Annotated in this window: 25 protein-coding genes; 4 read left to right on the forward strand and 21 right to left on the reverse strand. The window is 37.3% G+C overall.

The window, feature by feature from the left end; translation table 11 throughout:
• Window positions 1–5: 5 nt before the first annotated feature.
• From AB8P06_RS12060 to AB8P06_RS12155, 20 genes are all read right to left on the reverse strand, one after another.
• A complete protein-coding gene (locus tag AB8P06_RS12060) occupies window positions 6–998 on the reverse strand; it encodes a hypothetical protein (protein WP_369842066.1) in 993 nt (330 codons plus the stop codon).
• A 46-nt stretch (window positions 999–1,044) separates the two neighbouring features.
• Complete coding sequence (locus AB8P06_RS12065) at window positions 1,045–2,070, reverse strand: glutaminyl-peptide cyclotransferase (RefSeq protein ID WP_369842068.1); 1,026 nt, start codon at window positions 2,068–2,070, stop codon at window positions 1,045–1,047.
• 169 nt (window positions 2,071–2,239) lie between these two features.
• Window positions 2,240–3,265, reverse strand: a complete 1,026-nt coding sequence (locus AB8P06_RS12070; RefSeq protein ID WP_369842069.1) for a glutaminyl-peptide cyclotransferase — start codon at window positions 3,263–3,265, stop codon at window positions 2,240–2,242.
• A gap of 35 nt (window positions 3,266–3,300) precedes the next feature.
• Complete coding sequence (locus tag AB8P06_RS12075; protein WP_369842071.1) at window positions 3,301–3,684, reverse strand: bleomycin resistance protein; 384 nt, start codon at window positions 3,682–3,684, stop codon at window positions 3,301–3,303.
• Between the two features lie 184 nt (window positions 3,685–3,868).
• A complete protein-coding gene (locus tag AB8P06_RS12080; protein ID WP_369842073.1) occupies window positions 3,869–4,294 on the reverse strand; it encodes an SRPBCC family protein in 426 nt (141 codons plus the stop codon).
• 17 nt (window positions 4,295–4,311) lie between these two features.
• Window positions 4,312–5,922 (reverse strand): Na+/H+ antiporter, encoded by a 1,611-nt coding sequence (locus AB8P06_RS12085; RefSeq protein WP_369842075.1) that lies wholly within the window; start codon window positions 5,920–5,922, stop codon window positions 4,312–4,314.
• 110 nt (window positions 5,923–6,032) lie between these two features.
• Window positions 6,033–7,037, reverse strand: coding sequence for a bestrophin family protein (locus AB8P06_RS12090; RefSeq protein ID WP_369842077.1), 1,005 nt, complete (start codon window positions 7,035–7,037; stop codon window positions 6,033–6,035).
• 20 nt (window positions 7,038–7,057) lie between these two features.
• Window positions 7,058–7,732, reverse strand: coding sequence for a DUF2490 domain-containing protein (locus AB8P06_RS12095; protein WP_369842079.1), 675 nt, complete (start codon window positions 7,730–7,732; stop codon window positions 7,058–7,060).
• A gap of 427 nt (window positions 7,733–8,159) precedes the next feature.
• Window positions 8,160–8,609: a VOC family protein gene (locus AB8P06_RS12100; protein WP_369842081.1), complete on the reverse strand. Its 450-nt coding sequence runs from the start codon at window positions 8,607–8,609 to the stop codon at window positions 8,160–8,162.
• Between the two features lie 39 nt (window positions 8,610–8,648).
• Window positions 8,649–9,191: an SRPBCC family protein gene (locus tag AB8P06_RS12105; protein ID WP_369842084.1), complete on the reverse strand. Its 543-nt coding sequence runs from the start codon at window positions 9,189–9,191 to the stop codon at window positions 8,649–8,651.
• A gap of 22 nt (window positions 9,192–9,213) precedes the next feature.
• Entirely contained in the window at window positions 9,214–9,585 is a 372-nt protein-coding gene (locus AB8P06_RS12110; RefSeq protein ID WP_369842085.1) for a VOC family protein, read from the reverse strand.
• A complete protein-coding gene (locus tag AB8P06_RS12115) occupies window positions 9,582–9,986 on the reverse strand; it encodes a hypothetical protein (RefSeq protein ID WP_369842087.1) in 405 nt (134 codons plus the stop codon). Before AB8P06_RS12115 ends, AB8P06_RS12110 begins: the two co-directional genes overlap by 4 nt.
• Before the next feature lie 2 nt (window positions 9,987–9,988).
• On the reverse strand, window positions 9,989–10,459 hold the full coding sequence (locus AB8P06_RS12120) for a hypothetical protein (RefSeq protein WP_369842089.1): 471 nt from the start codon (window positions 10,457–10,459) through the stop codon (window positions 9,989–9,991).
• Window positions 10,460–10,471: 12 nt separating this feature from the next.
• Window positions 10,472–10,999 carry a hypothetical protein gene (locus tag AB8P06_RS12125; RefSeq protein ID WP_369842090.1) on the reverse strand — a complete coding sequence of 176 codons (528 nt, stop codon included), beginning with the start codon at window positions 10,997–10,999 and terminating at the stop codon, window positions 10,472–10,474.
• A gap of 5 nt (window positions 11,000–11,004) precedes the next feature.
• Window positions 11,005–11,460 (reverse strand): DUF1569 domain-containing protein, encoded by a 456-nt coding sequence (locus AB8P06_RS12130; RefSeq protein ID WP_369842092.1) that lies wholly within the window; start codon window positions 11,458–11,460, stop codon window positions 11,005–11,007.
• Window positions 11,461–11,625: 165 nt separating this feature from the next.
• The gene (locus AB8P06_RS12135; RefSeq protein ID WP_369842093.1) at window positions 11,626–12,834 is read right to left on the reverse strand and encodes an ABC transporter permease; all 1,209 of its coding nucleotides are present in this window, start codon (window positions 12,832–12,834) and stop codon (window positions 11,626–11,628) included.
• A gap of 2 nt (window positions 12,835–12,836) precedes the next feature.
• Window positions 12,837–13,793 (reverse strand): HlyD family secretion protein, encoded by a 957-nt coding sequence (locus AB8P06_RS12140; protein WP_369842416.1) that lies wholly within the window; start codon window positions 13,791–13,793, stop codon window positions 12,837–12,839.
• A 17-nt stretch (window positions 13,794–13,810) separates the two neighbouring features.
• A complete protein-coding gene (locus AB8P06_RS12145; protein ID WP_369842094.1) occupies window positions 13,811–15,220 on the reverse strand; it encodes a TolC family protein in 1,410 nt (469 codons plus the stop codon).
• Window positions 15,221–15,588: 368 nt separating this feature from the next.
• Entirely contained in the window at window positions 15,589–16,077 is a 489-nt protein-coding gene (eco, locus tag AB8P06_RS12150; protein ID WP_369842096.1) for a serine protease inhibitor ecotin, read from the reverse strand.
• 43 nt (window positions 16,078–16,120) lie between these two features.
• Window positions 16,121–22,015: an alpha-2-macroglobulin family protein gene (locus AB8P06_RS12155; protein WP_369842098.1), complete on the reverse strand. Its 5,895-nt coding sequence runs from the start codon at window positions 22,013–22,015 to the stop codon at window positions 16,121–16,123.
• 18 nt (window positions 22,016–22,033) lie between these two features.
• On the opposite strand from AB8P06_RS12155, the gene AB8P06_RS12160 reads away from it, so the two are divergent.
• Genes AB8P06_RS12160 through AB8P06_RS12175 form a run of 4 tightly spaced genes read left to right on the forward strand, consistent with a single transcriptional unit; the run spans window position 22,034 to window position 24,451 of the window.
• Window positions 22,034–22,789 (forward strand): UbiA prenyltransferase family protein, encoded by a 756-nt coding sequence (locus AB8P06_RS12160; RefSeq protein ID WP_369842100.1) that lies wholly within the window; start codon window positions 22,034–22,036, stop codon window positions 22,787–22,789.
• A 3-nt stretch (window positions 22,790–22,792) separates the two neighbouring features.
• Window positions 22,793–23,896: a DNA replication/repair protein RecF gene (gene recF / locus AB8P06_RS12165; protein WP_369842101.1), complete on the forward strand. Its 1,104-nt coding sequence runs from the start codon at window positions 22,793–22,795 to the stop codon at window positions 23,894–23,896.
• Window positions 23,897–23,937: 41 nt separating this feature from the next.
• Window positions 23,938–24,102, forward strand: a complete 165-nt coding sequence (locus AB8P06_RS12170) for a hypothetical protein (protein WP_369842102.1) — start codon at window positions 23,938–23,940, stop codon at window positions 24,100–24,102.
• Window positions 24,103–24,157: 55 nt separating this feature from the next.
• Entirely contained in the window at window positions 24,158–24,451 is a 294-nt protein-coding gene (locus AB8P06_RS12175) for a hypothetical protein (protein ID WP_369842104.1), read from the forward strand.
• Here AB8P06_RS12175 and AB8P06_RS12180 read toward each other — a convergent pair.
• Entirely contained in the window at window positions 24,429–26,459 is a 2,031-nt protein-coding gene (locus AB8P06_RS12180) for a transporter-like protein (protein WP_369842106.1), read from the reverse strand. The genes AB8P06_RS12175 and AB8P06_RS12180 overlap by 23 nt on opposite strands.
• Window positions 26,460–26,462: the final 3 nt, after the last annotated feature.

The raw sequence follows: 26,462 nt of genomic DNA on the forward strand, positions 1-26,462 counted from the left end.
AATAACTAAATACCTACGGCCTGAATTTCAGAAGTCTCTTCTATAAGTTTCTGTAAAGTATTGTCTGCAGGTTTATCTGCAGATTGCTCTTTAGGTTGTTCCTCCACTTTTTCTATAGTTTGCCCGGCTGCATTATCCGGTTGCTCCTTTGACTGGTCAGAAGGTTTTTCTGTTGGTTTTTGTTCAGGTTCAGGGTCGGTTTGTAGTTTAGGTTCTTTACTTTTTTCAAGGTTGTAAAGATAAAGGTTGTTCGCTTTGATTTCAAAATAAGAAAGCGTGTTTTTATCCACAATTTGTGCGTCAGGATCTTCAAAAATCTTGACCAGTTCTTTTTCCGGGATATATTTAAGAATCGAATTATTCGTAATCACCAGAATGAATTCATTTTCCCTTCTGAAGCGTTTCCCGTTTTCTAAAGGCACTTCAAAAAGCTTTTCAAATTTCAGGCTGTAAACCCTGAAGTCTTTCCTTGTTAAAATATACACCTTATTCTCAAATACCAGAAGATCCATCAGATCATCAAAACTGGCATCAAAAGGGTATGAATTTATCGTCGTATCATTCCGGAAATTATATTGAATCAGACGTTTTGAGCTTTCGTCCAGCAACCATATCTGCTGAAGGTCTTCGGCATATGCCATTTTTATAAACGCAAATTTCTGCTTGAAATCCACACGCTGGATCTCATTAAGGTTCTGGTCTACAAATTTCAGTTCCTGGGCATTTTCCGAGAATAACGGAACCGTTAACGGATTTTGAACCGTCTGCACTTTATAAGGTACGGTAAGCATCATTTTTCCGATCTGATTTCCCAGGGAATCATATTTTGTAAAGCTGAAGTCTTTGTTTTTGTAGATATACAAATTACCGTAGTCATCAGCAAACATATCTCTTGCCTCCTTTAGCTTTAAAGTGTCTAATGGAAGAGCTTTCTGTGCAGAAAATGTACAGAAAATGAAGATTAATATTAAATGCAGTACTCTCAATATTCTTACCAATTTACATACTTTATTTTATTCTGATCAAAACTGTTTTAAATTTTCATTACTTAATATCAACTTCATAAATTTTAGACCAGTTTTTACCCGTTACCAACATATTTTCACCTTTAAAGGCAATCCCGTTTAAAACGTGTTCAGCATCATCTTTGGTATTCTCATCCATAATTTTTGTAAAATCAAATACACCAACTGCTTCTCCATTTGAAGGATTGATCTTCAAAATAATCGGTTTATGCCAGATATTGGCGTAAATAAATCCGTTGTGATATTCCAGTTCATTCAACTGATCATAGGTTTGGGTATTTCCTGCTACAGCCATAGTTTTCACAACTTTTGAAGGATTTCCAGGATCAAGGTAATATAAAAACTTGCTTCCGTCTGTTGCAATAAGGTTTTTTCCGTCATAGGTAAGTCCCCAACCCTCACCAATCACATTGGGTAAAGGAAATTCAGAGAGCAGGCTTAAAGAATTCTTATCATACACAAATCCTTTTTTACTATGATAGGTTAGCTGATATAATTTATTTCCTGCAATGGCACACCCTTCAGAGAATATATCATCAGGCTGCTTTTGAATCATAACCGGTTTGTCCTGCCCCAATGTATACTTTATCATTTTAGAAGAGCCTTCTTTACCAACGCTTTCATAGATCGTATTGCCTTCCAAAAGAAATCCTTCGGTGAAATTTTCCGGATCATGGGGATATTCGGCTATAATCTGATAAGAAATATTTTTCTCGGGATTTTTGGCAAAAACATTAATGGTAGCATCCTGATTCAGCATCTTGCCACTTTTTGTTTTGATATTGAAAGTGATGTCATTATCACCCAATGTGAAAAACTTCGGATCAATCGTCAGATTTGAAGTTTCTTTGTCACCAAAGCTGATCATGATACTTTCTGCATTTTCTGAAACCTCCTTCGGAAGCTCAAGCTGATCACCGAAATGATATCCTTTCTGCTCCATCGAGTTGTTGTAATCACTTAAAGTATTCAATATTTTTTCATCCTTATGACAGGATGTCAACAATAAAAAGGCTGCAAAACCTGCCAGTATATTATTTCTCACTCAATTTCTAATTTGATCCCCAAAAATAGTAAAATTTATCCCGGGTAACTAATTTCATAAAACAGGCATCATTATCCGCAGAAATTATGTTTATTAAAAGACGGATAGCGCTCCAAAGGAACGCTATCCGTTATATTTTACCAGAGGATGAAGCTGTCTGATTTTTTTATTATTTAATGACAACTTCGTAGATTTTCGGCCAATTTTTACCTGTTACCAGCATATTTTCACCTTTAAAGGCAATTCCGTTCAGCACATCATCGCTTCCTTTGGTATTCTGCTTGGCAATTTCTGTAAAGTCAAACGTTCCTACTACTTCTCCGTTGGCAGGATTGATCTTTAAAACAACCGGCTTTTGCCATACATTCGCGTAGATAAATCCGTTATGGTATTCAAGTTCGTTCAGCTGATCATAAGCCTGGCTGCTTCCGGCAACTGCTATATATTTAATCAGCTTTGACGGATCTTCCGGATCAAGGAAATATAAAAGCTTGCTTCCGTCTGATGCGATAAGGTTTTTACCGTCATACGTTAACCCCCAACCTTCTCCAAGAACGTTTGGATAAGCAAATTCTGATAATAATTTTAAAGAGCTTTTATCGTAAATATATCCTTTTTTGCTCTGCCATGTCAATTGGTATACTTTATCCCCTACAATGGTGCTTCCTTCAGAAAAATCTTCCTGAGCCTGTTTTGTGGAAGCAAGAGGTGTCGTGGTTCCCAATGTATATTTTAAAATCTGTGATGCTCCGTTCTGACCGTCACTTTCATAGATCGTATTCCCTTCTATCTGGAAACCCTGGACAAAATTTTCCGGGTTGTGAGGATATTCGGCTATAATCTGGTAGGAAATATTTTTCTCGGGATTTTTGGCAAAAACATTAATGGTAGCATCCTGATTCAGGGTTGCCCCGCCTTTTGTCTTAATATTGAATGTAACTGCGTTATCTCCTAATGTGAAAAATTTAGGATCGATCGTCAGGTTTGAAGTTTCTTTGTCACCGAAGCTGATGCTGATACTTTCGGCATTTTCCGAAACGTCTTTCGGAAGCTCAAGTTTATCTCCGAAATGATATCCTTTCTGCTCCATTGAGTTGTTGTAATCATTCAGGGTGCTCAGGATTTTTTCATCTTTATTGGTACAAGATGCCAACAATAGAATCGCTGCAAAACCTGCTATTATATTTTTCTTCATTGAATTTCTAAATATTTCCCCAAAAATAGCAAATTTTATTCCGCTTTGCTAATTTCATCTACAGGTTCACCAAATTGTAATATATAGCCATTATTGTCATAGATCGCAAACTCCCTCATTCCCCAATCAAAAGTTTCAATCTCATAGCAGATCTTTGTTTTGGTTTTAAGCTCTTCCCAAAGATCATCCGCATTATCCACATTAAAATAAAATGACCCTGTAAAGCCTATTCCCTCAAATTTTTCATGTTCATTGGGAGCTGAAAGCATGATCTGCACATCATCTTTACGGAGGGAAGCCCATTGCCAGTCATCATTTCTGCCCAATAACGAAAAACCCAGAATCTGGGTATAAAATCCTATGGTGTCATCAAGATTTTCTGTCCAGAGAATGGGACGAAGGAAAGTATATTTTGCCATGTATATTTTGTTTAAAATTAAATAGGTTAAACACAAAGACGCTAATTTATTATAATGTCCGGTCTTTAAGGCGCAAGAAAATCAAAGATTTTCAATATAAACATGCTGGAGCTTTTATCAAAGACATCCTTACGTCTTAAAGAATTTGATCGATGAAAATTAGCGTCTTTGCGTTTAAACTTAATTATTTTTCCAGATAGGTTTTCAGGCTTTGACCGATAATCCCGTTCCAGCCTTCCGTAAAACTGTTTCTTGAAAAGTTCTCTCCTAAGTCGTTAAACTTATCAATATCTTCATGGGTAAGCTTAACAATTGTGTCCTTATCGTTCTGTTCAAGTTCCCAGGTCACATATGTTTTTTCTTTTGAAAATTCGGGGTAAGACCAGCTATGCTTCAGTTTCTTATTGGGGATAATTTCCAAAACTTTTCCCTGATGGTGATATTTTCTCTCTTCTCCCGGCTCATAGAAATTGAATTCTTTTCCAACTTCCGGTTCAAAATCCGGGATATCAAAATACCAGGATTTCATTTCATTCTTATCTGTCAATGCTTTCCATACTTTTTCAATAGGTGCATGGATGGTATACTGAATAATAATCGGGGTGCTCATTTTTATGGAATTTAAATTTAGCTGTGTGAGAAACCGGTAATTTTCGCTTCATCAAAATCGAGCTGCATTTCGATGGTTCTCATTACATGGTCATCAAATATTTTCTCGCGTTTCATACGGTGAAGTTCATTCCGCTGTGCCTGGATCACCTGCCGGAGCACATCTTTATTTTCGTTCATTGCCGTAACGTAATCTCCTGTAGAAGCCATACATTGAGCTTTATCAGCCATCATCATCATTTCGTTTTCCAATTTATGCTTCTGATGACGTACCAGGCTGTTTTTTTCTGCCAGCTCAGAGAAATCATCCAGTTTCTGCAAAGCTGTTTCTTTTAGTTTTCTCATTAAAATCACTTCCTGTTTTTCTTCAGGCAGCTCGCTTCCGGCATCACTTATTTTTAACAGCTTCAGAATCGGAGACAATAGTAATCCCTGTCCTACTAAAGTGATCAAAATGATAACGAAAGTTACGAATAAAATAATATTCCGGTGAGGAAACGCTTCGCCATTAGGTAAAAATGCAGGAATAGACAATGCCGCTGCCAAAGAAACAACACCTCTCATCGCTGCAAAACTGATGATGAAAGGTTCCCTCCAATCGGGTTTGGGGACCTTTAGTCTCAGTTCTTTGGAGCATAATCTCGGAAAATACATGAGTGCATAACTGTATACTATTCTGGTCAGGATAATGGCCCCACCAATCACTACACTGTAGAAAATACCTTCAGAAATGGTATAATCTTTCATGGCAGCTACTACCACAGGTAATTCAAGACCGATTAAGATGAAGATAATTGTATTCATCAGGAAAATCAAGACACTCCATACATTCCCCGACTGAATCCTTGAGGTGTGGCTCAGGTAACAATGGGAATTGTAAGACATCAACAAACCTCCTGCAACAACCGATAATACTCCGGAAAAATGGAAATGTTCCGCTCCGACGTACATGATATAAGGCACGATAAGAGTAATAACGGTATCAATATTTGAGTTTGTCGGAATAATTCTCAATAAAGCTCCGAAGAGTAAACCTACTCCTACTCCCACTGCAATACCGCCAATAGCCATGGTGAAAAAATCCTGCACGGCATCCCTGAAAACAAACTGTCCCGAAATAACCGCTGCCAAAGCAAATTTAAAAACAATTAAACTTGATGCATCGTTAATCAAACTCTCACCTTCAAGAATGTTTGTAATTTTTTTTGGAATTTTCATATGCTTCAGAACAGATGTAGCTGCTACAGCATCCGGCGGGGAATTGACACCACCAAGTAAGAACCCCATCGCCACGGTAAGCCCCGGAATGATGGAGGATGAAAGATATGCCACGACGATTGAGGTAAGAAAAACGAGCCCGAAAGCCATTGAAAAAATCTGTTTTCTCCATTTATGAAAATCCTGCCAGGATGTAAACCAGGCGGCTTCAAATAAAATCGGCGGAAGGAAGATCAGGAAAACCAGGTCCGGCTCTATTTCAATATGAGGCATTCCCGGGATCAGGCTTATCAGTAATCCTGCAATCACCAGGAAGATGGGGTAAGCTACTCTTAATTTCTGGCCGATCATCACCAGTATCATCACAGACAACAATACCGCGATTGATATTATGACATAATTGTGAATCATTATTTTTGATATTTATTTTAAAGGTTAATTATTTATTAATCACAAAGCCAATTTATTTATCAGGCTTTTCAAGAAGCATTGTCAAATTGCATCCCTGTGATCAACTTATTTTAAAGGACAATATTATTTTTCGGAGTGATGGCCGGTGGAAGATTGCTCTCATCCAGCATATCCCTCATATCAATCTCAATGGTGCGACTGATCTGTGTAATGGGAACATCGTTCGGGCTGCCTTCAAAAGGGTTTACTGAAGCTTCTCCAACACTGTCTAATGTATAAAAACACCATGTCACCAACAGTGAAAAAGGAATATTGAACCACAGCGTAAAGCCTTCGAGTAAAGTTCCGTAACCGAGCTTATCAAATTCTTTCAGTAATCCGAAGGGCACAAAAACGATAAATAACAGCAAAAGGTAAGTCGTGATGGAAGAAAAATTCCTTGGGTAAGGAAAGTTTTTAATCCGCTCCGCTTTTCCCTGGTTATCTGTAAATTTCACCAACTGCTGGTTGATCTGCGCCCACTGGAAATCATTAATTTCACCTTTTGCATAAGCCTCGGATAATTCTTTGCTCTGGCTTGCCATCAGTTGTGTCGCTCTGTTTTTCTTGCTTAAAATATAGGAAAGCTCCTGATCCGAAAGGTATTTTTTGAGTTCATCTTCTATGTTGGTGAGCTTTTCAGGAATCTCATATTTTTTTGAATACTCGTCAAATTGTGCCGTATTCATATTTTCCCAGTTTCTCGGTTCACGAAGCTGAAAACGGAGTGCCGTCAACCATGCATAATGACGTGAGAACATTTCTTTTACTTTCTCAGGATTCTTACCTGAAAGAGCGTCTCTTACAATATATCCGAAACTCCGGCTGTCATTGATGATGGCTCCGTAAATCTGTCTTGCCTCCCAAAGCCTGCTGTAGCTTGCATTATTTTTAAATCCTACAATAAAAGCCACTGCCGTTCCCATAATTGCAATAGGCTGCCATGGAAACGAAAAGAACGTCCATCCACAATAGTACAATATGGTAGGAATGGCTGATAAAACAATCAAACAATAGATACTTCTTCTTGTCCAGATGATAAACTCTACTGCCCCGAATTTTTTCCCTGAATGCATAAGTGTTTTTAGTTTTATTATTATTTTTTATTAAACGGAATATTGTTATAAAAACCGATCTGAATCTGGCCCCGGTTTCTGTTTTCCTGAATCTGATTCATATATCCCGCTTCAATTCTCAAATTTTTATTGATCACATATCCTAAAGCTCCATACACTCTGTTTCTGTCGAAAACCGGACTGTCGAAATGCAGGAAGATCTCATTATAAACGGAAGCATACAGTGTTTTCGGAAGCATTTCTTTCTGATTGATCGGAATATTCAGCCCCAACAGATATCTGAACCTCATCCTGAAATCATCCTGCAGGAAACGTTCTTCCAAACGGTAACGATGCTGAAGATTGAAACGCCCGAACTTCTGCTTGGTAATAAACTGCTGAAAAATCCTGTGTTCAATATTTTCCGTTTTTTCTCCGTTCACATAAGGTTGGCTTAAAATAAAACCGTACCCCAATAAAACGTTGTTATTATTTTCGCTAAGGTCATATCCGATACCGGTACGGATGAGCAGCTGTTCCAAATCCCCGACAGCATCAAAATTACGATACTGAACTTCATTATGCCAGTTCCATTTTTTACTGATCTTATTATTTCCGAAGTACATATACCAGGCTCCCAAATCATTTTTCTGAGCCCATGAAAATGTTGCTGCACAAATAAAAACCACTAAAGCCAACGACCTGAAAATCTCCATAGTTTATCTTTTACATTTATTACTAAAATCTATCACTTCAACTAAAGTCAATATGAAATATCAATAATAAGGAAAAAATATTGTTTATGAAAATTTTTCTTGACGGTTTATAATCAGTTAAAATCTTTCTTATAATAACGGAATCTGCCACAACTTTAAAATTAATCAAAATTTAAATGCAAAGATTTCTTTTAATTTTTCTAACCTGTAAAAAACAAAACTTTAGCTACGTATTTATGAAGCTTATATAAAACTCAAAAACCTCAACCTTAAACCCTTAAACCAATCTTTTGCGGCCTTACACCTGCTACCTAATACCTAATACCTAATACCTAATTCCTTCCTTCACAAATCTATCATAAATAAAAAACCGACAGATCAATCTGCCGGTTAGTTTTAACTATGTTTCGTATACAAAATATTAATATTACGGTTGAGCCTGCATTTTAGCGGGATCATCATAATTTACCATCCAGCCGATCCCGAATTTATCGTTAAACATTCCGAAATAAGCACCCCAGAATGTATCTGCCATTGGCATTGTTACCTGTCCACCGGCAGAAAGTCCGTTGAACAGCTTATCCGCTTCTTCCTTAGATTCTGCATTGACAGAAATTGCGAAGTTGTTTCCTGGTTTAAAGTTAGAAGCCCACTCGCCACCGGTATCACTTCCCATTAATATCGTTTCTTTTGAAATAGGTAGAGAAACGTGCATGATTTTGTCTTTATCCTCTTCAGGAGTTTCTTTTCCTTCCATTGGAGGCATTTCTCCAAAAGTTCCGATGTAAGGGTATTCACCGCCGAAAACCGATTTGTAAAAATCGAATGCTTCTCTGCAATTCCCGTTGAATGTTAAATAAACGTTTACTGATGCCATAATTTGTTTCTTTTAAATATAGGTTAGTTTTAATTTGTCTTAAGGTTTTTCGGAGATTTCTTTCAGTTTTGAAAGCCCTTTCTGATAATCTTTTCCAATAGCATCTTCCATATTCATAAACAGTTTCATCAGGGTAAACGGATACGGTATTATTGAAGTAAAACCCCAGGTTGCTTTGCTTCCGTTTCCTTCAGGCACAACGGTTACATAAGCATTGGCTTCACTTTCATAAGGCGTTAAAAATTTAATCTGAGTCTCAATTCTTTTGTTCGAAGCATCTACTTTTTTAACTTTCTGACAGCCTTTACCGGCATTGTCGTTTTTACTGTTCCAGCACATTTTTTCTCCCGGCTGTCCCGTTACTCCGGTCCAGTCTTTTTTCATATCCGGATCCAGGTCATTCCATGGGCTCCAGAGATCCATTGCTTTCAGGGTGTTTGTATTTTGCCATACTTTTTCTGCGGGAGCATTGATCGAGATGCTTTTCTCATATTTACACTCTCCGGAAACCAACGCTGCAGCTACAAGCCAGACAATAAGTATGGACGCTAAAACGATGATAATCCACTTTAAAATTTTCATAATCAGTTTTTATTATTATTAATTACCTGTGCTGATCGATCAGAATCATATTTCCATCCGGATCTTTAAGGAAAATATGTTCCGGGCCTGAAGTATTTTCATCTGCTACTTTATCAAGCTGAATATTGTTTTCCTTTAAATGCCTCTGAATATCACGCACATCGTCAAAAGATTCAAGGTTCTGTGCATTTTCATCCCACCCCGGGTTGAATGTCAGCATATTTCCGTCAAACATCGCCTGGAAGAGCCCGATCAGTGTGCTTCCGTTTTTCATAATGAGATAATTCTGCTCCATGTTTCCACCCATCGAACTGAATCCTAATTTTTCATAAAAATCTTTCGATTTCTGAAGATCTTTTACACTTAAGCTTATTGAAAATGCTCCCAGTTTCATATTGTTTTTTTATTTAACGCTAATCTGTATCCTACTAAAACCAATGCCCAGACTACAATTCCCAGAACCCAGAACCATATCGGTGTGGGCAATACCGACATATTATACACGGTGGCCAGTAAAAAGAAAACACCACAGATCAGGGCATACCGGTTTTTACCGTCTTTCGCGATTTTAGTTGATATAAAACCTGAAACTACAGCACCTAATGCATAGCCTACGATTACAAGAAGTAATGCAGAAAACGGCAGATTACCCACATATTCTTTAAATTCAGCCATATTATTCGGCCCTACACCGGCAGGAAGCGGGTATAAATAATGCCCTAAAGTCTCCATCAGCCAGATGGCAAGTGATCCTGTGAGAACCCCTCCTGCTACTGCTAAAATTCTTCTTATCATGGTTATTGATTTTTTATGCGGGTTTTAAAGTTCAAAGTTCCGTCGTAGCTTTTCCAGTCTCCGATGAATTCTATGTATTGTCCTTCAATTTTTTCCGAGGTTTTATTCCATTTGAAAGTATAGATAAACCTCCCTTTGAAGATCCCGGAATGTTTTCCTTTATTTTCTTCAGCCAGCTCATATTCACCATAAACGGTTCCTTTTTTCCTGGCATCTTTATACTTTGTAATGGTTATTTTTCCTTCAAATTTTGAATAATTTTTCTCTACCAGAGAATATCCGGAAACAAAATACTCCTGATCATTTTTCTTATTCTGTTCAGAAATATTGATTTTAAGCTTGATTTCCTGATTACTGTTCCCGATAGTTCCGGTATAGGCTTTACTGTTATTAAGCCATACACTTGAAATATCAGGCATCTGCGCAAGAGCAAAATTGGAAATCAGAATGAGGAGGAATAAAATTTTTTTCATAGTGTTCGGATTTTATTTGAATATCACTGTAGAGAGATCCTTCGGCTGGAAATTGGCCCACCAGACATCAAAATCCAGATTCCCGGAATAGTTTTTCCATTTTCCTTTGAACGTCAGTGTTGTTCCGTTTTCTTTTGTCTGGTCCTTCTGGGTCTGAATTCTCACCTTGCCTGTAAAAACCCCGGAATGTTCTCCGGAACCTAGTTCTTTTAAAGTAAAGTCACCAAAAACAAGCATAGACTCAGGATCATCTTTCACATTATATTTTTGGGTGAAAATTATTTCTCCTGAAAACGGCGATTTATTGCCTTCCACATCAGAATATCCCGAAACAAAATACTGTTCCTGCTTTTTAAGGTTTTTGTATGCTTTTTCAATTCTCAACCTGATAACCGTTTCATCTGTGGAAATAGTTCCGGCAAAAGCAGTTTCATCATTCATTAACAGCTTACTGAAATCCTCATTTTTTAAAGGAAATTCTTTTGTCTGCCCAAAATGAATTGAAAAAGCAAATAATAAAAATAAAAGATATTTTTTCATTCTCATTATACTCCAAACTGAGCCAGGTGGTGATTCAGATGCTTGGCAAACATATTATTCCATTCCTGAGAATTCAGCTTTCCGAACGAGAAAGATTCTTTTCCGTCAAAAGCCGAAGCACCCAACTGTTGTGTTTTCTGAATATAACCAATCAGTCTTTTCTTTTCTTCCTGAAAGTTTCTTCTTCCCTGAATTAAGAATTGCGGAGCCGTAGGGGAATCCCTCGGATAAGCTTTTTCACCTACTACTTTAGGTTTCACAAATGTCTTTAGAATAAATTTAGCAATTGTCCCGGGTTTTTTATGCTTTTCAGGTTCGTAAACCATTTCATAGGTGATGCAGCAGTGAGCCAACATCTGATCTACCGTCATTCTACCCCATAAGCCGTGAGTGTCTTCAACAAGCTTATTTATTCTATCAATATAATCCTGAGCGACTTTCGCTTCAAAAACGTTTTCCATAGTTTGTTTAATTGTCAAAAAACAAATATATCAGTTTTTTCTTTTGATTTTATATTCTTTTGAAAAAAGAGAAAGAAGGTTGAAAATGAACAGGATGAGTTTTTGAATTATGAGTTATAAGTGATGAGTTTTGAGTTTTGCATTGGGGCAATTCTCAATTTGAAATTACTGATCGGTTTCGTTAATGGGTTCTTCCGATCCGGACTCTTCGGGTTTCATGTACCGGAATGTGATCCAGAGTTTAATTTTAAGGGCAATCCAACCTAAAACGGCATACACCAATAACAGAATTCCCAAATGTTTTAAATAAGGGAAGGTAAGTTCTACTGATCCTTTTTGTATAAGCAAAATTTTGAAGGCCTGTAAAAACGGGGTTAACGGAATAATATTCGCAATAAACTGCACGAAAGCAGGCATCGCATTCAGTGGCCAGGTAAATCCGCTGATGATAAATGCCGGGGAAGCGATCACCATGAGGATCTGAGTGGCTTTCAGGGCATCAGGAATCAGGATGCTGATGAAGACACCTAAAAATGATGCCGAACCTACAAAAACAGCCGTGAGTATTATAAAATTAAAGATACCTTCTGGCATCGGAACTTTAAAGATCATGTGCATAAAATAGTACATTCCGACAATGAGAATGGAGAATACCCAGATCGGAATTACTTTAATCAGCATCGTTGGAAATGCCCATCTTCTCATCCTTGAGTATTCTCTGATAAATGAACCGCCCTGAAATTCTGCGGCGAAACTTACGGCCATTGCCAATAAAATCACCTGCTGCAGGACTACTGCCAACATTGCCGGCCACATAAAGATCAGGTAGTTACTCGTAGTATTGAAAAGAGTAATATAATTGGTTTTAAAAGGCTCATATTGGGTTGCCGCCCGTGTTGCCGGCATTCCCATTTTCTGAAGGGCTTTCATGGCAGCTCCGGCCGAAAATGTTCCTATCGTAAGCTGAAGTCCTTTTGTCGCAAAATTGGCGGTTAAAACATTTCCTGTGTTGATGTACACATTCACTTCCGGATATTTTTTCTGCAACATATCTCCTTCAAATCTTGACGGAATAATTACCACAGCGGCAGCTTCATATTTAATCACCTCATCTTTAATACTTGTAGGCTCCTGAAGATACTGCAAAACCCTGATGCTTTTATTATCCTCAAGCATTTCGGTCAGTTGATTGGATAATGGGGTATTATCTCTGTCGATCACAATGACCGGTGTATTTTCCACTTTCCCGCTTTGATAAACGAACCCCAATAATGTTGCATAAAACAACGGCGCCAGAAAGAATACGGTTCTTAATGTCGAATTTCCTATAAACAGTTTAAACTCCCGTTTTAAAAGCCGGAAAAATTCTTTCATAATTATTTCAGGATAACATTAGCATTGACGAGGATATTTTTAGCTTTACTCATATCCTTCGGTTTTACTTTTATTTCATAGATCGCGTCCTGCAGCTGATAATCCGGATAGGCAGTGGTAATATCCGCATATCTCGTCAGCTGTTTGATGTAAACTATGGTTCCTTCTACATTTTCTTTATTGTAAACGACCTGCATTCCAACGGTCTGTCCTTTTTTATACCTGGAAATTTCACTTTCCGGAACGGTAAACCTGAAATAGGTGCTTTCCGGAATATAGCCGTTGAACAGGGCAAATCCGGCTGTTGCAAGCTCTCCGGTATTTAAACTTATGGTTTCAATTTCCATATCGTTGGTCGCGATGATATATCTCTCGGAATAGGCTACATTGGCTTCCTGCAATGCTCCTTTAGCCTGGGAAGCCTGCCCTGCTGCCATCTCCACTTTCTCGAAACGGGTTCCTCTTTTTACATCATCCAATTCGGCCACTACTGCATCATACTGCGCTTTCGCTCCCTGAAGCTTAGCGTATACCTCATCATAAGCCTGCGGAGACATCAGACTGTCTCTGTACATATTGGATGCTCTTCTGAAAGATTTCCGGGCAAAATCATACTGTTCTTTCAGTCCTTTATATTTAGCCTGCAATTGTTTCAGCTGATCGGCTGTTGCTCCGTTTTTTGCCATTTGTTCCTGTGCCGTAGCTGCATTTACGGCTCCCTGGGCCTGGGCAATTTTTGCTGAAACTTCAGGAACATCCAATAAAGCAAGCGTGTCTCCTTTCTTTACTGTCTGGCCTTCGGAAACGTATATTTTTAAAATCCTGCCGGTTACTTTCGGAGCAAAAGAAATGACTTCTTTTTTGGTCTTCCCTTCAGAATCATTGAGGTTTTCTTTCTTTTTGCCACAGCTTCCGGACCATAGTAAAACAATAAACAGTAAGGGGATATTTTTTTGCATCATTTTAATTTTAGGGGTTAATACAGTTTGGTAACATCCAGTTCCTGGGTAGATCGCATCAGCTCTATTCCTGCCCTTCGCTGATTGAAAAGAGCATTCTGATATTCCAGTTCCACTAATTCAAGATCATTTTCAGCATCGATAAGCTGTGATGATTTGCTTATTCCGTATCTGAATTCTTTTTCAGCCTGTACCAGAGCGTTTTTTGCGAGCTCTTTTTCTTTACTTTTCAAAGCGATCTGTGCATTGGCAATATCATAATTCGTTTGGTTGTTGGCTAAATTCAGTGTTAACTTTTTCAAAGCATCTTCTTTCTGGTTCTGTAAAACCTCTTTCCCGATCCTTGCTGTTTCTTCGGCATGCTTTCCTTCTTTTCCGTCAAAAATTTCCCATTTAAAACCGACTCCCGCCGTAATCAAAGGAAATATATTAATGTTAGTAGGCCGCCAATCCAGTTTTGCACCTTCATATCCCAGGGCGGGTATTGCCGGAATTACATTTTCGGAAGTTTTGATCCGGCTTCCGTACAGGCCGATATAATAAGCTGAAGCCATCAGCTGTACCTTGGGAATCATCCATGTTCTTTCTGCTTTGATCTTATAATCGGCTGCAACAATACCATGATCCAATGCACGGATTTCCGCCCGTTGCTCAATTCCTTTTTCCGGAGTTAATAATTCTACCGGTGTCAGAACGGGTTCTATCATCCGGAGACGTTCCTTATCGATCCCCGTTAATATATACAGCTGAGTGAGAAGCAGTTCTTTTTTACCTTCATATTCTACGATTTTGGCATCCAGTGTTGCCTGAGCCAGTTCTATTTTTTTATGATCGTAAGGGGTAATCAAACCGTATCCTAAGGCTTTATCGGCTGTTTTTCTGTTAATGTCAAGCCTTTTTTTACTTTCATCGAGTACTTTTTTAGACTGATGAATAAGAGCCAGCTGGTCATAAGCTTTTGAAATGTTTGCTACCACTTCATCCCTGGTTTTTTCAAGCAGGATATCTTCAGACATTTTTTTTTCTTCAATGGCTTTTTTCAGGTATTTTACTTTTCCGCCTGAATACAGAAGCATTTTGGCATCTGTTTTTGCAATTCCTGAAAAACCGGAAACATTCAGGTTGTTATTATACCTTCCTTCCGGTATATGGATGAAGGGCTGAAGATTAATTTCCGGAGAAGTGAGCCGTGCAGTGCCGTTAAGATATCCAACCTGCCCGCTCAGTTCAAGGGTCGGAAGAAAGATATCTTTTAATTTATGCTCATCGAGATCGGTAAGTTTATTTTGGGTGATCTGCATTTTAAGGTCGGAATCCCGAACCATTGCACTGTCTAAAAGCTCTTTAAAATCAGGTGCAGACTGAGCCCAACTGAGAGTTGGGAGTATAAAAAAACCAAACGTAAAAATCAATAAATTGTTTTTCATAGTTCATGTTTATCACAAATATACCACAAAAAATAGTTAAAGCCTAAACGAAAATACACGAAACAGTGAATTTTAATAAAGTTTAAATCATGTTTAATTCAAAGCCTTTATTAACGGTAGTTACAGGAAAATTGTTTGATTTAAATTTGAAATCTATTTTAATTAAAAAAATTCTTTTATATGATTGTTTTTGATTAAAATTTCACCAAATAAGTATTCCAAATTGAAATGAAATTCTAATATAAGATTGCATAGATTCTTTCAGAATGACAAAGGTTATGGCTACAGTCGTAATAAAAAACTCCATTTAAAACAAAAGCACCCCATCCAAGTGGATGAAGTGCTTTCTATGTAATAATCAATTTAAATTATTGTTGAACCGCCGATTTCATTTTAGCATCGGGACGTAAGATTCTGTAACGTACTTCCAGATCTTTCGGAACATAAAATACCAATGGCAATTTACTGTTGTATCTCACGATCTCCGGCTGAAGGGTTACAAATTTCTTTGTCAGTTTCTGATCCGGGCACGCCATCAGGGTTCCTCCTGTTTCTCCTGTAGATTCCACCTCATAGTAGTTGTAGCCCCAACCCTGCAAATCCTGGGTTTTTACATTTCCCATCAGAAAATGTTTGTTACAATCCAGCATTTTTTCAGCACCTACAAAAAACTCCACTTTCAAGTCGTTTTCATTTTTAGCAACCGGAAGCTGAATATATACCTGCTTGTAGCCTTCTTTGGCTTTTGGGAACATTTTAATCTCCAATTTTTCAAATTTATCTGCTTTCTTTTGGGCGAAAGCATTTACACCCATCAACATTACTAATCCCATCATTAAGGTCTTTGAAAACTTCATTTGTCTTTATTTTTAAAATTCGCTACTTCCCTATAGCCAAATATCATTCCAAAATCTGAATATTCGTCCCTTTTGTGTGAGTATTCATCTGCGGTGCATAATAGTTTTGCATTGTGGTAATTCCATTGGAGAATTTTCCGGATGCGTTGGCCACAAAATCATATTCAAATACATATTTCCCTTTCGGCATGTACTGAATGTAGAAATTTGTAGAAGCATCTTTTGTAGACTGATAGTAGCCTAAACTATTTTTCCACTGGTAGCCTGACAATACATCTACCGGCTCAAATCCTGCAGCACGCATATCTTTAATATGAATAAATTCCATCGGGCGATCTGTATTCAGGATCATTCTTACGGTTACCTTATCTCCTACTTTCAATGGGGTTTCCGAAGAAATTTTCTGCAATTCTTCACCGTTTACCGTTTTTATCTTTTTATACAGTTCTTTCGTAATCGAGATATAATTTTCGGATGATTTTATTTTATCCAGGTCTTCATAATACTGCCAGAACAATCCGCCCTGAACAATTCCCGGGCCTGGTTTTGTTACTGTAACCGTACCTAAATTCTTATCAACAACATCCGTTTTTACCGTTGATTTTACGTAACCTGTCGCCTGGGTCTGAGGATTCAATTCTTTTCCACCCCAAACGATGGTTGCCTTGTCACTTTCAGCACCGGTCCATGATTTCCCAGAATTTAAAATGGTAAAGATCACTTCTGCGGTTCCTCTTGAACTTCCCCATGAGTTGACTTCTTTCTGAGTCACCAACCAGATTTTCATATCCTCTATGAATTGAGTATCATTAGGCTTCAAAATATTAAATGCTTCCAACGCTCCTGCATGATTCACCACTTTTGAGCTGAACCAACCCCAGTCGTTAAGGTTTTGTTTCCAGTAAACGCCCTGAGTTTTTGTGTCGGTTGATGTTTCTTTAAGATAATTCATCAGTTTGTCGGAAGTATCTTTTAGTCCGTAATTATTCATCAGTAAAGCAGCACGGTGCAATCCGAAGAATGTAAAGTCAGTAATTTTTGCAGTTCTGGCTTTTTGCTTCACCAATGATTTCAGGGTTGCTCCTTTTCCTTTTAAAGGATATTGTTTTTCCCAATAGTCTCGGGTGTCCAGATAATCCAAGGTCCAGTTGTTCCAGACATTTTCTTTCTTCACATCCCAGTATTTATCAATCTCATTGTCTACATATTGTACCAGCTTCGCAACCATTTCGTTCTGTGCCGAGCTCTGGTAATTTTTTACATTATCCTTCAGCCAAAGATTGATTTTTCCTAAGTTTTTAAGGATATACATTGATACTCCGTAAGAACTAGGATATCCGGAATACCAGGAGAAACCTCCATCAGGATTCTGTAATTTTCTGAAATCATCCCAATCCTGATTGATCGAATTTCTCATTGTATTGGCATCAAACAATAATGCAAGCTTCTGCATCTGTTCCTGCTCGTTTTTACTTTCCAGAACCCAAGGTGTTTCTTCCAGTAATAACTGCTTTAATTCCTGATTTTTTTCAAGATTAGAGTTCAGTAAGCCTTTGTTCTGATATTCTTCAAATACCGTTTTCATTTTCGGATTAGACTTGAAAATCTCTGATGCCAGAACATCTGCAAACCATTTATTGAAGATCACATCTGCTGAATTGTTCTGGTCATTTTTAAGGCTTGGCAGCGCAAACATAATTTCCCAGATCGGATTGGTCGTCAGTTCCAGTGTATTTGAAACATTTGAAATGCTTGTTGAAGTTACATTTTTAAGATTATCCAAGACAAAGGTTTTGGTCTCACCTTCTTTTACAAATACCGGAACGGCGTCCGTAACCAGCATCCTGTTCGGTAAAACAGCAACTGCCTGTTGTTCGCCATCGGAATATGCTCCTGCCTTCGCCACTACTTTTAAAATAATGGATGATACATTGTTCGGTACTTTAATTTTCCAGGTTACTGCCGAATTTCCATTTTCGTTTAAATCAAAATTCTGAGTGGCTGAATTTAAACCGAATTTTGAGGAAATGTCTTCGTTGGTAAAGGCATCCAGTATCTGTAAAACGGCAGAACCGTTTAATTTTTTATCTGTCAGGTTGGATAGTTTGGATTGGAGATTCAGTTCATCTCCTTCTCTTAAAAATATGGGATAATTTGGTGTTACCGAAAACTCTTTCTGCGTTACCACTTCTTTTTGCAGAGTGGCTGCTCTTGCATCTTTTGTATGAGCAAGGAACATCAGTTTCCATTTCGTTAAGGCTTCCGGAGATGTAAATTCAAAGCTTACATTTCCTTCGGCATCGGTTTTTAAATCAGGATAGAAAAATGCGGTTTCATTCAGGTTCTGACGTACCGGAACTTTGTTCAGAGACTCTTCATCCGAAACTCCGGCTGCATCTGCCTGGGCTTCATTGGCCCCGGCTTTATCCATCACTTTTTTCTGTCTGTAAGCTCCTATCTTAACCACTTTTTCCTGAGCAACCTCAGAAGCTACTGTAGGAGCCGGCATTGCTGCCGCTTCAACCTGTAGACCCGCAACTCTGCCACTTAATAATCTTCCGGCATAAATCCCACCATCAAACCAGTCAAAACCGGGAACTTCTACATATTTCCCGTTGAAATATTGCAATCTTTTCTGGTAATATTTTTGTTCAAGGTATTCTCTTGTGTAATATGATGTGATGAATGAATAAGGGATATAAAGATCCTGCCAGTTGAAGCTGTTCACCGCAAACTGATCGAGAGACATATCATACATATTGGCCAATACCTCAGCATTGATTTTTTCTTTATCGTTTCCTGAGATTTTTACAGACCATTTTTCCTTAACATTAGGTTCCAATTTATCTCTGAAGGTAACTGTTTCAATTTTTAAAGGCTGTTCCGAATCCTTTATTGTTAAATTAACGGATTCCACCTGCACATCATTGAATGCCACCACCATAAACTGAAGGTTTAAAGTCGTTATGCTTTTATCTTTCGGGATGTCCACTACATATTCCACTACTCCGTTTTTGAATTCACGGACTTCTGATACTGTTTTTCCTTTTCCATCCTGTACAAAAACATTGGCTAAAGCATTCGGAATGGCAGAATATACATAAACCGTAGCCTTTTCTCCTCTTACCACTTCATTTTTAGGTCCTATTACTGTCAGGAAAGATTTCTGAGCAGGCTTTAAAGATTTTTTATCCCAGACACTGAAATCCTGAGAAGATTTTATTGTATCTTTTCCTTCGATATTGTAGAGCTCCAACCGGTAATCTCCGGCTTCAAGCTTTCCTAAATCAAGATTGGTTGCCAGCTGGGTATTATCTGTAGAAGGTTGCTGTAATTTATCGAAAAGTATTTTTTCAATTTTCCAGTTTTTTATATCATCATTTTTATCAAACAAATCGTGCGGGAATTTTCCTATAAATTCATCTTTAGAATATTTTGAAAGGTCCTGAACTTCAGTATTGAAATTATCTCTGAAAATCCTGTCCGGAGCTTCAAGTTTTGACAGTTTTACCTGATATGATTTTTTAAGGTTCTGCTCGTTATAATTCTTCGTTTCAACTTTCAGTTTCAGATTTTCATCTGCAAAAACATTTTTAATCTCATCGGCTTTAATATAATGGGAAACCGAAGCAACTTTCAGCTGCGTATCTGCAGATTGTGTTTCTCCGTTGATATCGGTAACCGAAGCCTTGATTTCATAATTATCGATCTGAATACCTTCCAGCTTTTCATCTTTTTTAAGGTCCAGACGGATGGTAAATTCTCCTTTATCATTGGTCTTTGCTTCTCCGAGGATTGAATTTTCATTATCATCCCCCTGCGGATACCACCAGAAATATCTCCAACGGATATTATGTTTTTTAATTTCATAATTCACCGTGGTATTGCTTAAGGCCACACCGGAAAACATGGCTGCCTTTCCTTTTAATTCAATGGTCTGTCCGTATTTATAATCTCCTTTTACCGGATCAAAAGTCACCTCAAATTTCGGTCTTTTATATTCTTCAACCCTGATGTCTTTATAGCCCTGGCTCTCACCATCCGTTTTTAAATAAAATGTTCCGTTTAATTTTCCTTTTGGTAAAATAAAGCTTCCATGATAAGATCCGAATTCATTTGTGGTGAAATTCTGAGAAGAAGATTCTTCACCATTGGCATCCAGTAATGTTATTTTCTGCTTTAAACCTGAAGTTACAGATTCAATTTCCTTATCTATTCTGGTATTGATGACTTTGAAATAAACGGTTTGCCCCGGACGGTAAATGGCTCTATCTGTAAAGATCTGGGCTTTGGTTCGCATCTGTTGATTCAGGTCCTGCCTTCCGGTATTGTCATTATTCCCATACACCTGCATGATCTGAAAGTCATTTGTTTTAGGCTGTAGGATCAGGAAACTTCTGTAATACTCCTTGCTTTCCGTTGAAGGAAGTTTAAACACTCCCCTGGCGTCTGTTTTTCCATCAATTTTAGTCAATGTTTTATTCGCAACAAATTCGTAAAATGTAAGATTTTCGTTAATGACAGGTTTTCCGTTTTCACTGCTGACTAATTTTAATTCGTCTGAAAGCTGGCCTCTGTCTGATTTATTCTGATATACCACCTTATTGTTGGAAACCAGGAAATAGAAATTCTGTTTTGAATTTTCATCTTTAGGATCTGATCCTGCCACTACATATTCCGCGACATAGATTCCTGAAGGAAGCGGTTTGATTTCCAGGGAAGTTTTATGAATCTGATAATCCTTAAGATCAGGGAGCTGATATACTTCTTTTCTTACAAGATTTTTTTTCAGTTTACCATACATATTCGAGTACGAATTTTTGATATACTGCATCATTGACGTAAGGTCATCTTTAACTTCATAAATCTGCAAAGAAAATTCAGAAACATTTTTATGTTCCGCTACAAAATGAACAGGAAGATTTCCCTGAGTCTGGGATTCATATTTAATACTTAAAAAGGGATTTTTAATTTGTCCTTCTTTGTTTTTAATATTGTTAATAAAAGGTGATTTCGGATATTGGCTTTTTGCCTGATCTGCGATAGCAAGTGCTTCTTTTTCCTTCTTTTTGGCTAAAAGTTCATCCATTATTCCTTCCATGATCAGAACTTTATAATCTCCTTCCGTATCAGTCTTCACCAGCCTTTGAAGCTGCTCCAGCTTATCCTTACATTGCGTAAAATCACAGTTTTCAGATAATTTCTTATGCATGAAATACAGCCTGGCATTTCCGGTATTTTGGGCAATTAATTCATCAAAAATAACATTGTATTTCTTTTGATTTTCTGCAAGTTCGTTTTTTGTAAACAGATTGCTGTTAGACAGAAAATCTATTTGTCTTATTGAATACCAATCCAGTAAGGTTGGGAAATAATCTATATTTTCATCATTGGTGAAAATATCTTTATATTTTGCCAAAGAAATCTTTTTCATTTCGGCTTTCTGCTGATCCAGTGCTTTATAACTGTTGGCCAGATAGTTTTTGAAATCCAATTTACTCCATGTTTCGATCTGGGAAACATCCTGTGAGTTGATATTCGTTCTGCCATCAATCTGCCATGAGTCCTGATTATAATAATCTAAAAAGAACCTGTTTAAAAGTACCTGAAAAACCATTTTCTCATCGCCTTTCAGCTGTTTCTCCGCATTCTGAAGTTTACTGAAGAATTTTGATGCGGAATCATTTTTTTCATCATCCACAGTTTGGTTCACCACACTAAATTCAGCCTTCAGTGAGCGGATAAGTTGAAGTGCATTATTTTCTTTCATAGCCTGGTTTTGTATCTCTAAAATGATGGGAAGATTAGATTTATAAGCTCCTTTTGTATTGTTTTCTTCTATCTTTTTCCACTGTGCATCATAATATTTCTGAGCAAAAGCAGTCGAAAAATTCAGTATTAAAAGCAAAAGAACAAAAAGCTTGGAAAATGTTTTCATATGTGCTATTTTTGATAAATGAATTTCTTAAAAATACTGAAAAAAACCATTATCGACAGCCAATTATATGTCTCACTAATGGGAACTCTTTTTGCAGTGTTTTTCATGGAAGAGCAAAACACGTTCCGTTTCCCTTCCGTAATCCTTATTTTCATCACTTATTTCAGTGGCTATATTTACACCAAATATCAATATACCAAACATTTTTTTAAAATACTGGTTCTAAATGCTATTGCCGGGATTGTCTGTGCCTATTTAATCATTCATAACCATAATGAAATACGGTTGATCAAATGGGCCATTATTGTCATTTTGGGATTGCTTTACAATAGCTTTTTTCTTGATGTCTACATCCGGAAAATACCTCTTTTAAAAGTTTTTTATGTAGGTTTGGTCTGGGCACTGGTCAATTGCTGGCTTACATTACCTGAATTTAATTTTCCGATTTTTCTGATCAGCTTCTTTTTTATCACCGCTCTGGTCTTACCTTTTGACATCCGGGATATGAAGAGTGATACGGTAGAAACGTTTCCTAAATTAATCGGAGTTCAGAATACCAAATACATCGCTTATCTTCTCGTCTTTCTAAGTAGCCTTCTGAGTACTTATTATCTGGATCACCGTGCCTCACTTGCCTTTTTTTTATCAGGCATTGTGACCTATATTCTGATTTATTTTTCTGAAAACAGAAGAAATGATGCTTATTTTTCATTCGGAGTGGAAACATGTTCTGCACTTCCCTTTTTATTTTTAGGAATAATGAAGTATTTTTGACGAATGATTATTAAGAAACTTTCCCTGTATAATTTCAAAAACCATTCTGAGAAAAAATTTGAATTTTCGCCGCAGATCAATTGTTTCGTAGGGAACAACGGTGCAGGAAAAACCAATATTCTGGATGCCCTGCATTATCTGTCTGTAGGAAAGAGTTTTTTAGGGAATACCGATCTCAATAATATCAAAAGGGAAGAAGATTTTTTCACGATCGATGCTGAAATCCAGAATGACGACAGTGAAGATATCATTAAAATATCGCAGCCAAAGGAAGCTAAAAAAATCATCAGGAAAAACGATAAAAGCTACGACAGATTAGCAGATCACATCGGTTATTTGCCCAGTGTGATGATTTCTCCTTATGATTCCAACCTGATTTCAGATTCCGGGGAAAGCAGGAGGAAATTTCTGGATTCGATGATTTCTCAAACCGATTCTGAATATCTTTTTGATTTGATTCAATACCAGAAAACCGTCCAGCAACGAAATGCTTTATTGAAATATTTTGCTAAAAACAGGGTATTCGATAAAGATTCTCTTGAGATCTATGATGATCCGATCACAAAATCAGGAACCAAAATTTTTGAGAAAAGAAGAGATTTTGTAGCCAGATTAAATCCGATCGTTCAAAGCTTTTATCACATTATTTCTGGAGGAAAAGAATCCGTTTCCGTTTATTATCAATCTGATCTTAAAGAAGGTTTTGACCCAATCCAACCCGAAAAAATATTTAAAAATCTTTTGACTCAAAGCCTTGAAAGAGACCGGATGCTGACTTACACCTCAAAAGGCATTCATAAAGACGATCTTCTTTTTGAAATGGATGCAGTTTTGATTAAGAAAATCGGTTCCCAGGGCCAGCAGAAATCTTTCTTAATATCACTGAAACTCGCTCAAATGAGCCTGGTAAAAGAATTAACCGGGAAAACGCCTATCCTCCTTTTGGATGATATTTTTGATAAGCTTGATGACCACCGGGTTTCTCAATTAATTGAGCTTGTCAACCAGGAAAATTTCGGGCAGATTTTTATTACAGATACCCATAGGGAACGTACGGAAAGTGTTGTGAAAAAGATTAATGAAGAGAGTATTATTTTTGAAATTTAATCAATATATTTGGTTTACTAAATTAACTAAATCAATTTAACATGAAAAAAACACTTTCTTCAAAGAAATTAAGCAGACAGGATTTAAGAGCAATTCAGGGTGCAGGTGTACAGATATGCTGTGCTGTAAGTTGTGCAGATGAAACACAATGTGCTTATTGGACAGAGCTTCCTACAAAATGCCCGTTCCTGCCTGTTTGTATTTAAATTTATATTAAAAAATAAATTAAAAATCAGAATGCTACCCGGTAGCATTTTTTTTATGAAAAGAAAAAAGAGAGAATACGAATCTTCCGAACTGGTGAAATCATTTGCCAGAATTTATGGTTTTGAAGGTAAGCTTGTGGCATTTGAAATTAAGGATTTCCTTGAAGAATATCTTGATGAAAGTCTGTTCCGGGAAATCATAAGCGTTGATCTGAAAGATAAAATCATCACGATTAAGATTGATTCTCCTTTACTGAAAAATGATTTTACAATGCGCAGAAGCTTTTATCTGAAGAAATTTCAGGATAAATTCGGTGCTGAAAAGTTTAATGATCTTCAGATTTTGTAGAGATCGTGCTGCTCATCAGATCGTCTGCTTTTTTATCCAACCTTGACTGTAGCGGAATAAAGAATTTAAATGGATGCTTCACAAAATACCTGAAAATTTCTTTATAAATCTCACTTACCTGTCCGAAATTTAATTTTCTTGACCTGAATGCCAAGAACATTGATAAACTGAAGCTTACCAGAAAGTTAAAGAATCCGATCAGGAAAACCGTAAAGAAAGAAAGCCAGAAGGTATAAGAATCTACAGAAAAATCTTTTCCGTATAACCCAATGGCAAAATTTCCTGCCGCAAAGGTAATATGCCGGATATCTAAATCGAGCCCAAAAAATAATCCGATAGGTGCAGTTGCCCCCAGAAAAACCCCGAACCAGAAATTGGAAACGATTCCCGGCCAGTTTTTAGCGTAATATTTAGAGAGTTTTTTCGCAAATTTTGCTCCAAAGAATCTTTTGATAGAAAGGTTCTTCGCAATACGCTCCGGAATCTGATAGAATACGGAATTATTACCGATATTTCCCGAAATAATCCCTGAAATAAAAAGATAGAACCCTGCAATACTTGCGTGTAAAATAGCTTTGGATTTAAACGGATCAAGGTCTTTAAGCAGCTTATCTGATCTTTCAACCGCCATATTCTGGGAGAAAAACACGTCCAACCCATATATTATGGCCAAAGCAATCGGAAACGATAGCAATACATTTCCTACAAATGCAATAAACTGGCTTCTGAACAATTTGGAAACCAGATGGGCAAATTCCGTATTATTTCTTTTGTTGTTTCCTTCTTCAGATAATACCTTGGTCATCGTGGCGGCAGTCATTGCCGGCTGCTTGGTCGCTAAAGTGAATCCCATCAGATAAATCATCACAAATCCCATCGCGTAATTGATCGAATATAGAAAGGCATGGGAAAAATCACTCCCGGGAATGTAACCATACAGCATTTTCAAGACGCACAATGCCCCAACAATGATACCTCCTCCACTTGCTTTATAAAACATCGTCATATACTCTTTACGGGTAGATGTAATGTAATGAGTGCCGGTTTCGGCTGTATGATTGGTTATCAGGTGGGATAAGAGCCTCGTACTGTCATTAATCAGTTCCGAGATGTTATTTTTATGGGATTTATAGCTTAGTATATTAAAAACCAATTGCTTGGATTTAATAATCACATCTTCTTCATTATTGATTACCAGCAGCTTTACAATTTCATAGATCCTTTGGGTCTGCTGATTGATTTTCAGAAGCGACTGGTTGATCTTCCCGGAAATCCCATATTTAGATGAGTTTTTAAAGGCAATATTGACGAACTCCTGGCATTGCTGAACATAAATTTTGATTTGCTTGTACCGGTCATCTTTAGAATGAAGCTGAAGGTCCGGATCATTTTCAAATTCTTCCGCCAGTCTTTCCAATTCGTTTTGTAAGGCTAAGAACGGATTATCAAAATTCCTGTATTGCGGAGCCATCCTTACGACTTCCACTTCCATGGCCATTCCGGTAACGCGCCATGAAAGGATATTCATGGAAAAAATAAGTTCTTTTTTTACTTTAGGGCTGATAATGAAATCTGAAATTCCGAGAATGGTAAAAAACTCATTGATTTCATTTTCGGGAAGATTGTGAAGGTATTTTAAATCTGTTTTCGGCCGAAGACTGATATTGTCAATCAGATACCACACTGTTTTTTCATTTTCTACAGGCGGTAAAATTTTATTCAGTATTCTTTTTTTAAGCTCGGGGAAAAAGGCATTTTCCGATAAGATATTGGCCTCTGTTAAAGAAAGGTTGAAAGGTCTTCCTTCAAAAATATTCTGAATGTAATATTTGAAATTTCCCGCATATTCCGGATTGTTCCTGATAAAATTGAGAACATCCGTAAAATCATTTTTTTTTACACTCTCTAAAAACTCTGCCAACGGCTCCAGAGAGAGGGTTTCATTCTTAAAAGAAAAATATTTTTTAAGAACGGATTCAAAATTTGTGCTGGAATTGAAGAATTTCATTAG

It is taken from the genome of Chryseobacterium tongliaonense (assembly GCF_041224435.1).
Taxonomy (GTDB): domain Bacteria; phylum Bacteroidota; class Bacteroidia; order Flavobacteriales; family Weeksellaceae; genus Chryseobacterium; species Chryseobacterium tongliaoense.

Excerpts from the sequence above, each read along its gene's own strand:
- AB8P06_RS12075 (WP_369842071.1), bottom strand. The coding sequence starts at position 3,684 with ATGGCAAAATATACTTTCCTTCGTCCCATTCTCTGGACAGAAAATCTT.
- AB8P06_RS12140 (WP_369842416.1), bottom strand. The coding sequence starts at position 13,793 with ATGCAAAAAAATATCCCCTTACTGTTTATTGTTTTACTATGGTCCGGA.
- AB8P06_RS12145 (WP_369842094.1), bottom strand. The coding sequence starts at position 15,220 with ATGAAAAACAATTTATTGATTTTTACGTTTGGTTTTTTTATACTCCCA.
- AB8P06_RS12175 (WP_369842104.1), top strand. The coding sequence starts at position 24,158 with ATGAAAAGAAAAAAGAGAGAATACGAATCTTCCGAACTGGTGAAATCA.
- AB8P06_RS12160 (WP_369842100.1), top strand. The coding sequence starts at position 22,034 with ATGAATTTCTTAAAAATACTGAAAAAAACCATTATCGACAGCCAATTA.
- AB8P06_RS12180 (WP_369842106.1), bottom strand. The coding sequence starts at position 26,459 with ATGAAATTCTTCAATTCCAGCACAAATTTTGAATCCGTTCTTAAAAAA.
- AB8P06_RS12120 (WP_369842089.1), bottom strand. The coding sequence starts at position 10,459 with ATGAAAAAAATTTTATTCCTCCTCATTCTGATTTCCAATTTTGCTCTT.
- eco (WP_369842096.1), bottom strand. The coding sequence starts at position 16,077 with ATGAAGTTTTCAAAGACCTTAATGATGGGATTAGTAATGTTGATGGGT.
- AB8P06_RS12115 (WP_369842087.1), bottom strand. The coding sequence starts at position 9,986 with ATGATAAGAAGAATTTTAGCAGTAGCAGGAGGGGTTCTCACAGGATCA.
- AB8P06_RS12110 (WP_369842085.1), bottom strand. The coding sequence starts at position 9,585 with ATGAAACTGGGAGCATTTTCAATAAGCTTAAGTGTAAAAGATCTTCAG.
- AB8P06_RS12090 (WP_369842077.1), bottom strand. The coding sequence starts at position 7,037 with ATGCATTCAGGGAAAAAATTCGGGGCAGTAGAGTTTATCATCTGGACA.
- AB8P06_RS12070 (WP_369842069.1), bottom strand. The coding sequence starts at position 3,265 with ATGAAGAAAAATATAATAGCAGGTTTTGCAGCGATTCTATTGTTGGCA.
- AB8P06_RS12105 (WP_369842084.1), bottom strand. The coding sequence starts at position 9,191 with ATGAAAATTTTAAAGTGGATTATCATCGTTTTAGCGTCCATACTTATT.
- AB8P06_RS12080 (WP_369842073.1), bottom strand. The coding sequence starts at position 4,294 with ATGAGCACCCCGATTATTATTCAGTATACCATCCATGCACCTATTGAA.
- AB8P06_RS12155 (WP_369842098.1), bottom strand. The coding sequence starts at position 22,015 with ATGAAAACATTTTCCAAGCTTTTTGTTCTTTTGCTTTTAATACTGAAT.
- AB8P06_RS12095 (WP_369842079.1), bottom strand. The coding sequence starts at position 7,732 with ATGGAGATTTTCAGGTCGTTGGCTTTAGTGGTTTTTATTTGTGCAGCA.
- AB8P06_RS12130 (WP_369842092.1), bottom strand. The coding sequence starts at position 11,460 with ATGGAAAACGTTTTTGAAGCGAAAGTCGCTCAGGATTATATTGATAGA.
- AB8P06_RS12125 (WP_369842090.1), bottom strand. The coding sequence starts at position 10,999 with ATGAAAAAATATCTTTTATTTTTATTATTTGCTTTTTCAATTCATTTT.
- AB8P06_RS12085 (WP_369842075.1), bottom strand. The coding sequence starts at position 5,922 with ATGATTCACAATTATGTCATAATATCAATCGCGGTATTGTTGTCTGTG.
- recF (WP_369842101.1), top strand. The coding sequence starts at position 22,793 with ATGATTATTAAGAAACTTTCCCTGTATAATTTCAAAAACCATTCTGAG.
- AB8P06_RS12100 (WP_369842081.1), bottom strand. The coding sequence starts at position 8,609 with ATGGCATCAGTAAACGTTTATTTAACATTCAACGGGAATTGCAGAGAA.
- AB8P06_RS12135 (WP_369842093.1), bottom strand. The coding sequence starts at position 12,834 with ATGAAAGAATTTTTCCGGCTTTTAAAACGGGAGTTTAAACTGTTTATA.
- AB8P06_RS12170 (WP_369842102.1), top strand. The coding sequence starts at position 23,938 with ATGAAAAAAACACTTTCTTCAAAGAAATTAAGCAGACAGGATTTAAGA.